This window comes from Pirellulales bacterium (genome assembly GCA_036490175.1).
Taxonomy (GTDB): domain Bacteria; phylum Planctomycetota; class Planctomycetia; order Pirellulales; family JACPPG01; genus JACPPG01.
Map to the genome: position 1 here is coordinate 1 of DASXEJ010000031.1, position 16,373 is coordinate 16,373.

Sequence of the window (16,373 nt, forward strand, 5' to 3'; positions counted from 1 at the left end):
GGTCGGCTGACGCAGATCGCCCGGTACCTCGGCCAGTGCCTGCGCCCGCAACGCCCGCAACTTGTTCAGATTATCCCGCTCGGCATTGAGCAACACACCATGCGCATCAATCGAGATACCACCCACGGCCTGACCTATGAACGAGCCACCAACCAGTCCCGATTGCGCAGAAACAGAACGCGTACCAATGATGGCTATAATCGCTGCCAGTATCGCGGTGCGACATAAGGCATGTCTGGTGGTAGAAAGGACTCGACTATACATCGCTCTTCTCCCCCTTGCGTTCCCCGGTGGGCCGGACCTCTGGCGCGGAATTCTGGGTCCACGCACTGTTAATTGCGGCCAGGCGCCAAAGAACCTAAAAACGCCACGTTACCAGACTTCAGCGTAGTTGCCGGCATCTGCGGCTGCAAGAAAACGCCGGTACAACCTAGGTATCCGCAGGGATCATCAGGTCCCCGCCTGCTCATGATCGGCCCTTACTACGGCATTTGTCGGCACGGAGGAATCCGCTTGCAGGCACCACCGGTATCTCGATAAGGTAGAAGCAGGCAAATGTTTGGCGCATGATTCGCTAGCGCGGCCACGGTGTCTGTCGGTACGCCGGTGGAGGGGTACACGTCCCAACCCGCCCCTTTGAGCTTCGGCCGCCGGACGCAAGGTGCCTGACATCGTGTAAAACGCCGAGGCCTTGATGCTGGCTTATCTGGTTATCCGTGAAGGGTCGAAGTGGACGGACGTGTTCCGGCTGGTGCCGGGACAAACCGTCACGGTTGGCCGCGCGCCGACAAACCAGATCATTATCAAAGACGAGCGCTGTAGCCGATGTCACGCGGAACTGTTTCAGTCCGAGGGGCGTTGGACCCTGCGTGACCTGGACAGCCGCAACGGCACGATTGTCGGCGACGGACTGGTCCGTGGCGATATCCCCCTTTCACCGGGGGATGTGATTCATATCGGACGCTCGCAGCTGGCATTCGTCGACGATCTCTCCAAGGCCTTCCCTGAAACCGGCAGTTCGGCGCGGACGATGGCTCCGTCGGTTGGCAATGGTCCGATGCCACGCCAGCCCGAAGTAGAAGTGCTAGACGGGCATGAACCGACAACGATCACTCATCGCCGCGGACAAACCAAATTCCTCGAGCCGCACGAAGAAGACGACGGCGGCGTTTCGAAGGTCGGTCGCGCCGCGGCCAAGCTCTGTCGACTGGCATTCGAGCTCGCGAAGAGTCCCGATCCGATGGCCATGGCCAAGCTTGCGATCGCGGGCCTGTTTGAAGGAACGCAGGTCGATGCCGGCGGACTGTTGTTGTTACGGCGCGGCTCGGCCGCCACGGCCGAAGCGCTCGAGGTGATCGCCTCGCGTACCGACACGGAGCTGCCCTACTATCGAGTCTCGGCCTTTCTTGCGGCCACGGTCTTGCGCGAGGGTGAGGCGGTGCTCGCCCGCAATATCATGGGCGATAGCTCGGTAAGCAGCCGCGACAGCAAGGGGGAGATTCATGCCACGAGCGTGATTTGCGCCCCGATCCGACGTGGCCGCACGATCTTTGGCTTGATCCATCTGTACTCGACGAATCCGACGCGCGTCCCAGATCCTGACGATCTGGAGTTCACGTTGGCCGTGGCCGACACAGTGGCCGTGGCGCTGCAGAATCTGCATCGACGCCAAGAGTTGGCCGAGAATCTGAATCAGATTCGAGATGAAAATGTGCAACTGCGCGAGCGGCTGGGCGCGCAGAGCGAAATTGTCGGTAACAGCCCGGCCATTTCGCGGATCATCGAGGAAATCGCGCGGGCGGCGCCCTCGAACGCCACGGTGCTCATCCGGGGCGAAAGCGGCGTCGGCAAGGAACTGGTCGCACGTGCGGTACATTTCTCCAGCCCGCGGAAAAAAGGGCCGTTCGTGTGCGTTAACTGCGCCGCCCTGGCTGAGAGCATTCTGGAAAGCGAATTGTTCGGCCACGAACGAGGGGCGTTTACAGGGGCTGTCGAGAAAAAGATCGGCAAGTTCGAAGCGGCCCACAAGGGTACGCTGATGTTGGACGAAATCGGCGAAATGAGCCCCACGATTCAGGCCAAATTGTTGCGAGTTCTCGAGGGGCATCCCTTCGAGCGCGTCGGCGGCAGTGAATCATTGAAAGTGGATGTGCGGGTCATAGCGGCCACGAATCGGGACCTGGAAAAGGACGTGACCGAAAGCCGTTTTCGCCGCGATCTGTACTTCCGCCTGCACGTGCTCGAGATCGTCGTGCCCGCGCTGCGTAAGCGACCCGAAGACATCGCGATGTTGGCCGACTATTTCTTCCAGCGCTTCAACGCCGAAACCGGCCGCAAGCGGCTTGGCTTCACTCCCCGCGCCATGGAACAGCTATCCCGTTATCGCTGGCCTGGAAATGTCCGTGAGATGAAAAACGTCATCGAGCGGGCCATCGTGCTGGCCGAGGGAGAATACATCGACCAGCAGGATCTGATGCTGTCGAAATTGCCTACGACGGGCGACACCACCGAAACGCCCAGCATGCCCCAGGAATTCGTGCCAACGTCGCTGGCCGAAATGGAAAGGAAGCATATTCTGGCGACACTCAAAGCTACCGGCTGGAACAAGAGTCAGACGGCCAGCATGCTAGGCATCGAGCGATCGACTCTCGACCGCAAGATCCAGCGCTATGAGCTGCACGAGGGCTTTCCTCGCCGCGTGCCCTAGTATTTGGCGGTGCCCATTAGATAGCGGCCGCCCTAGTAATCTCCACTGGCAGGTATCGCGGAGTCCGCCAGACTGGCATCCGGCCAGACGAGCTTCATCATCGGGCCGGCCATCATGCTGGTGGTCAAGGCCATGATCACGAGCGCGACGTAGATTTCGCGATTGACGATACCGTGCTCGATGCCGACGCCGGCCAGAATAATGCCCGTGGCGCCGCGAGCGTTCATGGCCACCCCCACGGCCAGCGACCTCCGGTTGTCGAGGCCTGCCCAACGTGCAGCGACAAACGCACTAAGGATCTTGCTGACACACGCGACCAGGAAGATCGAGACGACCCACGCCACGTTGAAATCCTTGATGAAATCGGCCGAAAGGCCCATCGATACAAAATAAATCGGTACAAAGAAGCTGAGTGCGAACTGGTTCAAGACTTCGTGTGCTTCGCTGCGCTCGCGGGGCGTGGCTGCCATGCCAATACCGAGTAGAAAAGGTCCGAGAAAAGCGTGGACGCCGAAATGTTCGGACATGGCGGCACTCGCCAGCACCAACACAACGGTCGCACCGATATAGCTGGTAGGCCACGACCCACGACGCGCAATCCTTAGTAGCGGCGTGGCGACGAACTGACCGATCACGATTGCCACCACCAGTAACACGGCCACGAGTGCCAAACTGCTGGCAACGCTGCTGTATCCGGGCGACTCGGCTGGCGAGTCAAACGTCTCAAGAATCACCGCCAGCAAAGACCAACTAATCAGGTCGTCGACGATTGTGGCCGTCATCAGCATGGCGCCAAAGTTCTGCTTGATCAGCCCCAAATCGGCCAGAATGCGCGCCAGCACGGGGTTGGCGGTATTGGCCAGTGCCGTACCAATGAACAGTCCGAACGGCAATCGCGCTACCTGGGAGGGCAGCATCTGCTCCGGCAGGGCGTAAACCATCGCCACGCCACACGCCAGCGGCACCATCGTGCCGATCACACCAATCAGGAACGCGGCCCAACCGTACTTGCGGAATTGGGCCAGATCGATTTCCAGGCCGATCACAAACAAAAAGAAGAGCATTCCCAGCTTGATGATCGCGCCGCGCGCCGTGGCAGCAGCCCCAGCGTCTGTGAACAGCCAATCCTGGCAGTCGGGCGCCAGGGCGCCGAGAATCGTCGGCCCCAACAAGATGCCTGCGAGCATTTCTCCCAAAACTGCCGGCTGCCGCAAGCGGCGCATGATCCAGCCGCCGGCCAGCGCGCAAGAAAGCAGCACGGCCAAATCGATGAGCAGGCGGGCAAACTCTTGAGAGGTCATATTCTGTCGACTTCAGGACCGCTAGGCATCGACAGGCAGCTTCATTTCCGCCCGAATTGTATTTATCGGCTCGATCACTTCATCGACCGAGTCTTTGAACAAGTCGCCAATCAACAGATCCGTCAGATGTCCCTTGAAATGCGGATACTTCTTGACGAAACGGCCAAAGCTGAAGCCTTCGTAGAATTCGCAGACCAGGCGACGCATGCGATCCATTCCCTGGTTGAACGCGGGCGCCCACTTACCCAGCTGCGCGGCCGACGTATCACTCTTCGACAGGCCTTCGACGATCGTGTCGGCCACCAACATGCCCGATCGCAGCGCCAGCAGAACGCCCGAGGAATACAACGGATCGAGGAATCCATAGGCATCGCCGACTAGCACCCAACCGTCGCCGGCGGCGACGCGGGCACGGTAAGAGTAATCCTTTGTCGCGAAGAACCCTCCCTTACGTTTGCCGATCGAGACCCGTTCTTTCACGGTGGGGCAGAGGTCCAACTGCTCGTCGTAGACTTCTTCGTAGGGGCGACGATCTTTGAACAATTCTTCAAATGTCGAAACGATGCCGACGCTAACGATGTTGTTGTGCAGGGGGATGTACCAAAACCAGCCCTTCTTCTCTTTGGTTTGAAGGACCAGCGTGGCCCCCTCGTCACGGCCGACGTCACGATAGGCTCCCTCGAAATATGTCCAGAGGGCCCCCTTTTTCAACAACGGGTCGACCTCGCGCAATTTCAGCCGGCTGGCGATTAGGCCGCTCTGACCGCTGGCATCGACCACCACTTGTGCGCGGACAGTTCGCTCGCGCCCGGCGTCGTCGATCACACGCACCCCCACGGCCCGCTCCCCTTCCATGAGGACTTCCAGGACCCGCGTTCCCTCGTGTACTTCCACGCCATGCTCGCGGGCGTTGTCGAGCATCATTTTGTCGAACTCACTGCGCACCACCTGCCAGGTGCGAGAGCAATCGTGCGGCTTGTGGTCGACAAAGTAGAACGGCTCCGACAATTTGCCGGTGGCCGTGACGAATTGCACGCTGTATTTGTTGATGAAAGGGCTGCTCTTCATTTTGTCGAGCATGCCAAGCCGCTCGAGCACCCAGTAGGTCTCGGGTATCAACGACTCGCCGATGTGGAAACGAGGAAAGTGCTCGCGCTCGAACAGTTGCACCTTGTAGCCCTGTTGGGCGATCAAGGTCGACGTAGTGGCCCCGCCCGGTCCGCCCCCGATGACAACCACCGGCACTGATTGTTCGTTGTTATTCATAGAATCGGCGATCATTGGTTTGCTAGCCTCCGGTGCAAAATCGCAACTTGGTTCGACAGCTCGATCAGAGATGAGGTATCAGACGACGAACGAACTTCATGCCCGTATTCCCTTCCGAGCGGCAAAGCGCGGGCAGCGTTCAAATGGACAGTTCGCTTGGCTCTTCATGCGGGCCACGGGCCTGGCGTAATAGTGCGATCAACGTTTGCAGCTTTTTTTCTTTTAAGTGGCCTAATTGCTTTTCGTGGCAATCACGCAACTCGATCGCAAGCTTTTCCAACAGGGACACGCCGGTCTTGGTGATCGCAACTTGCACCACGCGACGATTGCCCGTCGGGCGATGCCGCTCGATGAGGCCGCGCTCGTCGAGCTTGTCCAACAGGCGCGTGATATCGGGCGATCGCGAAATCAAACGGCCGGCCAGCGTCAGCGTCTGCAAGGCGGCCGGATATTCGGCCCGCAACAACCGGAGGGCGTTGTATTGCTGGGCCGTAAGGTCGTAACGACCGAAAAGCGCGTCTTCGACCGCCTTCAGGCGATCATAGGTGCGCCAGAGGTTCAAAAAAGCCTGCTGTTCGAGCGAGTCGAACCCGTGGGGCTTGGCGCGGGTGCCCTGGCCGGCGGCCCGTGAGGATCGGACGGATCGTCGTTTGCTGGTAGTCGTTGGCATGCCCCTCACCATAGGCCCTGGAACAACAATTGTCTAGACAAATATCGTTGCGACATCGTAATGGGTGCCAAACCACCCATTTCACCAGCCGACTTATTCAATTTATGGAATTATTCACCGCTCCGAAAATTGACGTCTTGATCGGACGAATCGCGTATTTCTCGGGGAAATCGCTGGTTTCCAAAGAATTCTGTCCGTGCACGTCCGGTCCGATCTCATATCGCGAATTCTACAGGCCGCGGAGGAGAGCCTCTGGCCATGATACCGGCCGTGCCGGTGGCTTCGGATTCGCCGCGCTCGTCCGCGGCGGACTTACCGACGAGCGATACTGTCATCGGCCGTTAGGGACGCAGCATCCAGATCCGCGTCGCGCCGCTGCCAGTAATACTTCAGCCCAGGCAGAAAGAAGCAGGCGGCCGAGACCACGCCAAACAGTGTGAGGCCCAGCGGGATCTTCAGCCGCTCTAACAGCGCCATGCCAAGCGCGGTGGCAAACAGAGCGGCCGCTTGAAAGTAAAACTGCCCAGACAGTGTGCCCGCCTTCACGACAAAGACCATGCCGCCGACCAATCCTAGCACAGGCGACAAGGCGAGCACCGGCAGCCCCATGATCATCTCGACATAAAACAAGACCACGATGCTGATCATACTGGCGGCCCACACGTGCGCAATCTGTCGCTCGACAAAGGTTACCGGGCCGGCACGGCGCCGCAACGTCCAGAAGATGGCCGCCCAGGTGCCCAGCCCTGCCGTCCACAGCGCCAAGTACGGTAAGGCGGACGTGGCCCCCTGCCACTGCAAAAGATTTGTCAGCAGGCAGGTGACCAGCAGAGCCAGGCTGTGCCACATCCACAGCAAGCCCCAGTTCTCGAGCACCGTGGCGTGATGCGTTTCTCGAAACGCGCGCGACAACACTTGCGTGAAAATGCCACTGCGGGCCGCCGTCGGTTCGTCGGCCAGGAACGCATCGAGATCATCGGCCAGAAGCTTCGCGCTCTCGTAACGCAAATCCTGTGGCTTTTGCAGGCATTTGAGCGCGATCATCTCCAGTTCGCGATCGGCCCGCGGATTGACAAGCCTGGGGGGCAAGGGATCCTGCTCGAGAACCAGCAACACCGTGTCGACCGGCGAGGCGGCCTGAAAGGGCGGCCGTCCTGTGAGCATCTGATACAGAATCGTGCCCAGGCTGTAGACGTCGCTTGTGGGCCCCAGCTTGCCGCGCGATCCGGCCGCTTGTTCGGGCGCCATATGGGCCGGCGTTCCCAAGATGGCACCGGTCAGCGTGAGATTCGAATCAGCTTCGACGCGTTTGGCCAACCCGAAATCCGAAACGTGCGGCCGCCCTTCTGTGTCTATCAGGATGTTCGACGGCTTCAGGTCGCGGTGCAGCACGCCGCGCGTGTGGGCGAAATGAATCGCCCGGGCCACCGGCGCCAAGAGCGCCGCGGCGTTGCGTGCCGAAAGCGGGCCGTCGGCCAACTTGCGTGCCAACGTGGTGCCGGCCACGTACTTCATGGTGAAATAGGGCTGTCCGTCCTGCGCGCCGACTTCGTAAACCGGCACGATCGCCGGATGGTCGAGCCGTGCGGCGGCTTCCGCCTCGCTGCGAAAGCGTGCCAGGTCGGCGGCACTGGCCATGTCGGCACGTAACACCATTTTCAGCGCCACGATACGATCAAGGCTGACCTGCCGCGCCTTATAGACGACACCCATCCCGCCGCGTCCCAACTCTTCGTGCAACTCGTAATCGGCAAAGCGCCGCAGGACGGCCGCAGAAACCGCAACTTCGCTGCCGTCTCGCATGTCGAATGCAGGATTGCGTGGCCCATCGAGCGGCGATGCTGGCGGAACGCCCGCCGGGGTATGGTCATGTGTGGCATCGGCGGCCAACGCCCCCGCCCTTGAACGCGATGGCGGATTCGAGGCTGCTGCCGATTGCCTCGCGCCGGCCGCTATGCAATCGGTGACGAGCATCGCCGCCCACAGGGGGCGTAGTTCGTCCGCCAGGTCGGCATTGTCGGCGAGCAGGCGATCGATCGCTGCGTGTTGGCCCCTACGCAAGTGCTCGCCCATCTCGCCTAGCATCTGGGCCAGTCGCTCGTCCCTGTCCGTGGCCGAACCAGCCGGATCAGCGTTCCCAGTTTTGGCTTGCGCGTCGGGAGCGATCGGTCGACCACCGTTCATGGGGATTCCCGCTCGTTGGGCGACTCTTCCAATTCGGCCCGCAGTCGCCGCATCGCGCGCAGATAGCGCATGCCGGCGGCGGGCTCGCTGAGTTCCAAAGCTTGGGCCGCTTGCTGATTCGTGAATTGCTCGAAGTGGCGCATGAGAATGATTTCGCGGTCTGTCTCGTCGAGCGTTTCCAGCGCCGCCTGAAAGCGCAGCTCCAATTCTCGGTGCGTCGCGGCTGCCGCCGGCGTGGGATTACGATCGCGCACGAGTCCTGCCAGATCGAGCGCCGACTGGTCGGCGAATTCCGGCGCGGCCGGACGCTGCTCGCGATCGACGCTCCGCCGCGCTGCGCCGCGGTGACGGCGGTGCGCGTCGATCAAATGGTCGCGTGCCAGATGACGCAGCCAGACCAGAAACGGCATCTTGGCCGTGGCCAGGTAATCGGCCAGCCGCCGATCGGCCTCGACCAACACGTCCTGCACGATATCGCTGGCATCGAGGCGCCCCTGCACGGCCCGGTCCATACGCAGGCCCACCATTCGTCGCAAAGCGTCGCGATGGCGTTCCAACAGGCGATTTCGCGCGGCAGCATCCCCCGCGCCGGCAGCGGCAAGCAACTCTTGAGTTTCAGACGAGTCTGGCCACATTGTTGCAAGTATAATGGAGAAGTCTTAGCGTAGCTGGATTTTGCACGCCTGGGCCGTCCTGGGGAACAGCAGGTTGGCATGACGATACTAAGGGTTTTAACGGGCGATATCCTCGTCGTTGGAAGTCGGCAGCGAGGAACCAGGCCGCCATCGAGCGCCCCGCCGATTGGGCCGTCGAGCCTGATCGGGGCCGTTTTGGTCGCGCTCGCGATATCAACGGTTTCGCAGGCATCGATCACGATCGAGAATGGCAGCCCGGCTGCTGTGACCTGCCGGATTTTTGCTAGGAACGCGTCGACGGGCCGTGACGTCACGATCGCCCAAGGCCAGGCCGAGACGGTGGCCACCGAAACCTCGCTCGATTGCCAGTACCGCAGCGACGGTCGCCAGACTCGCTACTCTTTGCAGCCGGGACGCCGCTATCGATTCGTGAATTCAGCGGGCGGGAAGCTCGAGTTGCGATCCGTAGCGGCCGCCGCACCCGCCCTGAACGGGTCGTCCGCCCGGTCTCCAGCGGCGGGTCAGGCTCATACCAACAAGGCCGCACCCGCGCCCGAACCAGCGCGTCACTGGCAGCACGTCCGCGAGCTCTCCGTCGTCATCGCGGGAGGTAAGGAATATCGCGCGTTCTTCCGCAATGATTGGCAACAGCGGGCTCGAGGTATCGTCGAAGCGGCCGCCGCGCGTTTCGAGCAACAATTTCCGATCCGCTTTACCGTCATCGGTTTTCGCAATTGGGAGTACAAGAAGGCGCCGCAAACCGCCGGCGAGGCCTTCGAGTGGCTGCACAAAGTCGATCAGGGAGAAGCTGATTTAGTGATCGGATTCACGATGGTGCCCTTTCCTGGTCCGCGGGGCGAGATCCGCGGCGTGTCGCAGTATTTTAGCCAGTTTGTCGTGATTCCGGATTGTTGGGGAGAGACCGGCGCGACCACGCGTCTGGTACACGAGTTGTGCCACGTGTTCGGCGCTTTTCACGTAGTGGCCACCGATTCGGTGATGCAACTCGGCTTCGAGCGCACGCCCAAGACGTTCCGCTTTGGCGAGCCGACGGAGCATACCATCGAGCTGGCCAAGGATGTCGATCTGAAGGTGGGAGTCGATAGCCTATCTTCGGAGACGCAAGACAAGATCCGCGAGATCTATCGCGTGCATCATCATCCGCTGGAGGGCGTCGACGAAGATCCCATCGTCGCGGGCTACCGCTACCAGGCGCGCCGCGCCGGCTGGGCCGGCAATACGAAGCTCGGCGAGCAAATGCAAGCCATTGCCGATCGCATGGCGCCGCCGGCCGAGGCACCCACGCCCGATCCCGAGAATTTGCTCAACGAGAAGCCGCAGAAATAAATGACGCGGCGTGGCTGATTTTTACCGCGTCAGACTCTCGGCTATTCCGCACGGCTGGACAAGCCAACCGTCGCACCTCAAGTGTGGCATCCAGCGTGCGACACACCCAGCCGTTGCGCAATGCTCCGTGACACCTGGGACGGCGGGCACAATACGCCGCGCGTCTACGGTTCGCGCACGATCGCGTAGATCAGTTCGTCGGTCGTGCGGCCATCCTTGGTAATGGCGTTGCGCAAGCGTGCCTCGCAGGTGAAACCGGCTTTTTCCAGCACTCGCGCGCTGGCCGGATTCCAAGCGAAAACTCCGGCATACAGCCGGCAGAGATCGAACGTTGCAAAGGCATAGTCGACCGCGGCCCGCACCGCGGCGGTGGCGATGCCACGTCGCCAGTAGTCTTCGCCCAGCCAGTAGCCGATTTCGGCCGTGCGGTGGTAGACGTCGTCTTTCAGCACCAGGCCCAAGCCCCCGACCGGAGCGCCCGCGACGACGATGGCGAAGTTCCGTGGCGGGTCGTACTTGTTGGCTACGGTCAGCCAGCGATCGGCGTCGTCGGCCGTATAGGGGAACGGAAACGCGTCACGCATGTTCTGCGAGACGCGGCGGTTATTGGCCTGCGTCACCAGCGCCGCCGCATCTTCCCATTGCCAGGTGCGAAGCAGGCCATGAGAGAATTCTATGGGCATCGGTCGATTCGCTTTGGCCGGGCGGGATGACGCGATCCGTGGCAAACGCAGGTCCAAATTGCTGCGATCTCTCGGCCAGGTGGCCCAGGTCGCCGGTTCGCACCACCGGTATCTACTGGGACGCCATTTACTGGGGAAGTCAGCGGTGGCCAGCAAGACGCCGCTCAGCAAGGTACTGCTCAACAACGCCCCATTAGCACCCCGCAAAAACGCCCGCCGACGCGAAATTGCGGGTCGGTGCCGGCACTTTCAACGCGGTGGCACTGTAACAGATTTTTCGTGATTTCGCTTAGCCCTATAGACAACCTGATGCGTAGAAAAAGTTGGACATAGGAGGGCCAAGTCATGCCAGACGGAAAACGATCCAGGCGGCACAGTGCGAACAAGGCCAAGCGACTTTGGTATGCCCATTATCGCAGTCTGCGATTTCACCGCCGCTTCGGGCTTGTCGAAATCGATATAGTGCAAATATTGATCGCAGCGTAACCCCCCCCTGTCGATTGATTCAGTTGCGGACAGGGGAGCAACTATCTTGGCCCTATCTCTGTGGGTCCCCAGAACCCGTGCCCTTTTGGCACGGTAGCCGGTGTTTCGGAAGTCGATATTGCCGCGGCCTTTAGCACTTACGTCGGCCGGCGTGGACAAATTGACGTGCATTGCCCTGGGTGATTTGCTACCATCCACGCTTGTTGATGCGTTCGCACGTTCTCCGAGGTACGGGCACGATGCTGAATATCCTAGGTGGCACTCGGCATGTTTGCGGCGGCGTTTCGCGCCGCCAAATGATGCAAATCGGCGGAGCCGGGCTGTTCGGGCTGAGCCTTAGCAAGCTGTGGGCGGCCGAAGCCCAAGCGACACAGGCAGGCGCTGCTGCAACCGCGCCGCCCGCCCGGGCCAAAAGCGTCATTTTCTTGTTTCTGTTTGGCGGTCCCAGCCAGCTAGAGACCTTCGATCTGAAGCCTGCCGCCCCAGCCAAAATTCGCGGACCCTTTCAACCGATCGCGTCCAAGACTCCGGGGTTGCTGATCAGCGAGCATCTGCCGCGCGTAGCGGCCGTGAGCGACAAGCTGTGCGTTATTCGTTCGATGACGCACCCCTACAACGACCACAGCACAGCCGGGCATTACATTCAAACGGGTCATCCCTGGCACCTGCCTATAGGCGGCGGTTTTAACGCGACGGAAAAAGACTGGCCGGCGATGGGCTCGGTCGTCGAGCATGTCGACCAGCATGCGACTGGCGGCCAGCAGCGCGACATTCCCAGCTATGTCTACTTGCCCAACCGCCTGGGGCACATGCAGGAATACAGCACCAAGCTCGATCGGCCTGGCCAATACGCCGGCTGGCTGGGGCGCGGTTACGATGCATTGGCGACCGACATTCGCAAACGGGACGAGAAGGATAATCCTTTCTACCGCGATTGCACGGACGAGGACCTCGATTTCCGCATCAAGGGGCTGGCCGCGGACGGCAGCCTGTCGGTCGATCGCTTGAACCAAAGGCGGACTTTGCTCGAACAGTTCGACGACCAGCGCCGTCGCCTCGATCGCGACGCGTTCGCCACGCCCTACCAGCGCTTTCAGGAGCGGGCGTTATCGCTTGTCACGTCCGAGCGCACGCGGCAAGCACTCGATATTCGCCAAGAGCCGGCCGCATTGCGCGATCGCTATGGCCGGCACTTATTCGGGCAGTCAACGTTGCTGGCTCGGCGGCTGATCGAAGCTGGCTCGCGTTTCGTCACGGTCGCCTGGGATGCCGTCGACGGTTACGGCTGGGACTCGCACATCAACAGTGACGACGTGCGAAAATTCTTGCTGCCCGGGCTCGACTCGGGCCTATCGACGCTGGTTACCGATTTGGACGAGCGCGGTTTGCTCGACGAGACACTGGTCGTATGCGTCGGAGAAATGGGGCGCACACCGGCGGCGACTGGCAACTGGGGGCGCGGGCATTGGAGCACGCTCTTCCCAGCTGTTGTGGCCGGCGGAGGTATTCGCGGCGGCATCGCCTATGGGCAATCGGATAAAGACGCAGCGATGCCGATCCTGCACCCAACCAGCCCCGAGGATTTGGCGGCCACGATCTTTCATGCCCTGGGCATCGACCCTGAAATGCGCGTGGCCGATCCGCAGGGGCGGCCCACACCGCTGGTGGATGGCGGCAAGCCGCTACACGCCCTGTTCGGCTAACGAGCCACTTCGCAGGACTTGCCGGACGCCGCGAGCAGGCACAAGGGCCGCCATGATCGTCGGCTCGGTTGGTCCGGACGCAGCCAAACGATTGACCCTCAGGCCGTTGCGCCCGAAGATAGTTCTTGTCCTTCCTACCCCGGCTTACCCTGCCCATGCCCGAACTCCGCTCGGCGACGTTGCTCCTCACACTATTGCTGGTCGGTGTCCCGCTGCGCGCGGAGGAGCCCGATGCCCAGGAAATCGAATTCTTCGAGACCAATGTGCGGCCCGTCCTGGTGGCTCGCTGCTATAAGTGCCATTCGCACGAGGCCGAGATTCTGCGTGGCGGGCTGTTACTGGACACGCGCGAAGGGTGGGAGGCGGGAGGGGATTCGGGCCGAGCCGTAGTGCCCGGCGACCCTGACGCCAGCCTGCTAGTGAAAGCGGCGCGGTACGACGGCGACGTGCAGATGCCCCCCGACGGCAAGTTGCCCGAACGGGAGATCGCGTCGCTGACGGAATGGGTCAAACGTGGCGCGCCTGATCCGCGCACGGGGCAACCGCCGGCAGCCAGCAAGAAGCGGAAGGCCATCGACATTGAAGAAGGGCGCAAGCATTGGGCCTTTCAACCGCTGCTGAACGCGACGCCGCCGACGGTTGCCGACGCAGGCTGGGGCCGGACGCCAATCGATCGATTCGTCATGGCCCGACTGAACGAGCAGCAGTTAGCGCCCAACCCGATGACGGATCGTCGCACGCTGGTGCGGCGCGCCTATTTCGATTTACTCGGTCTGCCGCCGCAGCCAGAGGAAGTGGAAGCTTTTGTCAATGATCCTGCGAGCGACGCTTACGAGCGGTTGATTGACCGCTTGCTCGAGAATCCACACTATGGCGAACGTTGGGCCCGCCATTGGCTCGACCTGGCGCGCTTTGCCGAGAGCCACGGCTTCGAGCAGGATTACGATCGGCCAGGAGCGTATCACTACCGCGATTTTCTGATCAAGGCGCTGAACCAAGATCTGCCTTACGACACGTTCGTAAAGTGGCAGATTGCCGGTGACGAGTACGAGCCGGAGAATCCGCTGGCGTTGATGGCCACGGGCTACCTGGCCGCTGGCGTCCATAGCACGCAGATCACGAAGAACCAGGTCGAGAAGGAACGCTACGACGAATTGGACGACATGTCGGCGACCATCGGCACATCGCTGTTGGGGCTGACGATCGGCTGCGCACGCTGCCACGACCACAAGTTCGATCCGATTCCGACGGCCGACTATTACCGCCTGCTGTCGACCTTTACCACGGCCGTGCGCAGCGAGGTCGACCTGAACCTCGATCGCGAGAACTTTGAGCGCGCCAAGACGGCCTTCGACAACGAGCATGCCCCGCTAGCCTTGGCACTGGCGGAATACGAGGCCGAACAGTTACCGGGCAAGTTTGACGCCTGGCGCGCGCTACGCGCCGCGATAGGCAACGCGGGCGCGGCAGGAACAGTGGAAGCAGGCAATTCCCAAAACGCGCCGGCTCCGACCGTTTGGCAGATTCTTGATCTGCAAACTTCTAAGTCGGAAGGGGGCGCAACCTTCGCCCTGCAAGACGACGGATCGCTTTTGGTCGGCGGCAAGAACGCCGACGCCGAAACATTTACATTCGTGGCCCGCACTAATCAGACCGGCATCACGTCGTTGCGGGTCGAGGCGCTGCCCGATGCCTCGCTTCCCAAATCAGGTCCCGGCCGGGCTGCGAATGGCAACTTTGCACTTTCTAATATTCAGGTGACCGTTGGGCCTGCGGGTAAAGAAGGGGAAGCAACGCCCGTGAAGCTAAGTGCGGCCCGCGCGACGTTCGAGCAAGCCGGGTTGCCTGTCGCGGCGGCTATCGATGAGGACAAGAAATCGGCCTGGGCCGTCGATGGCCAGATTGGCCAGGTGCACTCCGCGGCGTTTGATTTTGCCGCGCCGTTCGGTAACGAAGTCGGGACTGTTTTAACGATCACGCTGAAGTTCGAAAACAACGCCGGGCATGCCATGGGCCGGCCCCGACTGGCGATTACGAATTCACGCACGACACTCGCTCTCGATGCCCCCGCGGTTCGCCAAAACGAGCGCGAAATTGATACGCTGGCAGCGCGTGCCGGAGCCACGCCTGGGGACGAAGCACGTGCGGCGATGCTGCGCTGGTTTGGTCCGCTCGACGAACAGTGGCGAAACCTGTCGCGCGCGGCACTTGAACATGCCGCCAAGGCTCCGCTACCGACGTTGACCAAGGTCATGATTACGAGCGAGGGCTTGCCTGCCATTCGATTGCACACCCAAGGAGACGATTTCCTCAAGGAAACGCACTTCCTCGAGCGGGGTGATTTGAATCGCAAGAAAGAGGTCGTCACGCAGGGTTTTCTCCAGGTCTTAATGACCGCGCCTGAGAAAGAGCAGGCCTGGCAAACCTCGCCGCCGGCGAACTGGCGGACAAGTTACCGACGGCGCACACTGGCTGAATGGATCACCGATCAGCAGCGCGGCGCCGGACATCTGCTGGCGCGAGTGATCGTCAATCGACTGTGGCAACATCATATCGGGCGGGGCATCGTGGTCACGGCGAGCGACTTCGGCACGGCCGGCGAGCGGCCGACGCATCCGGAGTTGCTCGACTACCTGGCCGGCGAACTGATCGCCCATGGCTGGCGATTGAAGCCCCTTCATCGGCTGATTATGACTAGTGCCGTCTATACGCAAGGCGCGCAATCCGACGAGGCACGGTCCAAGATCGATCCCGACGACAAGCTCTGCTGGCGGCGCACGCGACAGCGGCTGGAGGCCGAGACGATTCGCGACGCCATGCTGGCCACCGGTGGGATTCTGGACGAGACGATGTACGGCCCCGGCACGCTGGACGATAACCAGCGGCGGCGGAGCATTTATTTCACCATCAAACGCAGCAAGCTCGTGCCCATGATGATGCTGTTCGACGCCCCGAATGCGTTGCAAGGAATCGGCGCACGGTCCAGCACCACTATCGCGCCGCAGGCGCTGTTGCTGCTGAACAACGGACTGGTGCGCGAAGCAGCCCAACAGCTGGCCGCACGCGCGGCCTCGGCCAATGACGCGACGCCAGCCGACATGGTGCGCCGGGCTTATCTGATCGCCTTGGCTCGGCCGCCGGGCGACGACGAATTGGCGGACGCGACGAGCTTCCTCGACCAGCAGTCTGCCCTCTACACCGCGGAAGGAAAGCCGGCTGCGCGAACGATCGCACTGGCCGACTTCTGCCAGGTGCTGTTGGGATTGAACGAATTTATTTATGTTGATTGAGCGATTCTGCCATGCATGACATTCAGAATCTGATCGCGGCGCCGGCTCCGGTTTATGCCAATCGCCGTGATTTCCTCAGGCGCACCGGCAGCGGCTTCGGC

11 protein-coding genes are annotated in these 16,373 nt (G+C 61.4%); 4 read left to right on the forward strand and 7 right to left on the reverse strand.

From position 1 onward, the window contains the following. Window positions 1-264 (reverse strand): hypothetical protein (locus VGG64_02790; GenBank protein ID HEY1598497.1); only part of this gene is annotated, 264 nt, incomplete at its 3' end. Between the two features lie 430 nt (window positions 265-694). Between VGG64_02790 and VGG64_02795 the strand changes: the two genes are divergently transcribed. Beyond that, complete coding sequence (locus tag VGG64_02795) at window positions 695-2,707, forward strand: sigma 54-interacting transcriptional regulator (GenBank protein ID HEY1598498.1); 2,013 nt, start codon at window positions 695-697, stop codon at window positions 2,705-2,707. A gap of 32 nt (window positions 2,708-2,739) precedes the next feature. On the opposite strand, the gene VGG64_02800 is transcribed toward VGG64_02795, so the two are convergent. From VGG64_02800 to VGG64_02820, 5 genes are all read right to left on the reverse strand, one after another. Further along, complete coding sequence (locus tag VGG64_02800; GenBank protein HEY1598499.1) at window positions 2,740-4,008, reverse strand: cation:proton antiporter; 1,269 nt, start codon at window positions 4,006-4,008, stop codon at window positions 2,740-2,742. A gap of 21 nt (window positions 4,009-4,029) precedes the next feature. Then, a complete protein-coding gene (locus VGG64_02805) occupies window positions 4,030-5,289 on the reverse strand; it encodes an NAD(P)/FAD-dependent oxidoreductase (protein ID HEY1598500.1) in 1,260 nt (419 codons plus the stop codon). 124 nt (window positions 5,290-5,413) lie between these two features. After that, complete coding sequence (locus VGG64_02810; protein ID HEY1598501.1) at window positions 5,414-5,944, reverse strand: MarR family transcriptional regulator; 531 nt, start codon at window positions 5,942-5,944, stop codon at window positions 5,414-5,416. Between the two features lie 312 nt (window positions 5,945-6,256). Continuing rightward, window positions 6,257-8,128 (reverse strand): serine/threonine-protein kinase, encoded by a 1,872-nt coding sequence (locus VGG64_02815; GenBank protein HEY1598502.1) that lies wholly within the window; start codon window positions 8,126-8,128, stop codon window positions 6,257-6,259. Next, window positions 8,125-8,763, reverse strand: coding sequence for a sigma-70 family RNA polymerase sigma factor (locus VGG64_02820; protein ID HEY1598503.1), 639 nt, complete (start codon window positions 8,761-8,763; stop codon window positions 8,125-8,127). Before VGG64_02820 ends, VGG64_02815 begins: the two co-directional genes overlap by 4 nt. A gap of 78 nt (window positions 8,764-8,841) precedes the next feature. Here VGG64_02820 and VGG64_02825 point away from each other — a divergent pair, with 78 nt between their 5' ends. Continuing rightward, window positions 8,842-10,110: a hypothetical protein gene (locus VGG64_02825; protein ID HEY1598504.1), complete on the forward strand. Its 1,269-nt coding sequence runs from the start codon at window positions 8,842-8,844 to the stop codon at window positions 10,108-10,110. Window positions 10,111-10,274: 164 nt separating this feature from the next. On the opposite strand, the gene VGG64_02830 is transcribed toward VGG64_02825, so the two are convergent. Continuing rightward, complete coding sequence (locus tag VGG64_02830) at window positions 10,275-10,793, reverse strand: GNAT family N-acetyltransferase (protein ID HEY1598505.1); 519 nt, start codon at window positions 10,791-10,793, stop codon at window positions 10,275-10,277. 725 nt (window positions 10,794-11,518) lie between these two features. Here VGG64_02830 and VGG64_02835 point away from each other — a divergent pair. Further along, entirely contained in the window at window positions 11,519-12,982 is a 1,464-nt protein-coding gene (locus tag VGG64_02835) for a DUF1501 domain-containing protein (GenBank protein HEY1598506.1), read from the forward strand. 155 nt (window positions 12,983-13,137) lie between these two features. Beyond that, on the forward strand, window positions 13,138-16,272 hold the full coding sequence (locus VGG64_02840; protein ID HEY1598507.1) for a PSD1 and planctomycete cytochrome C domain-containing protein: 3,135 nt from the start codon (window positions 13,138-13,140) through the stop codon (window positions 16,270-16,272). The last annotated feature ends 101 nt before the right edge of the window (window positions 16,273-16,373 follow it).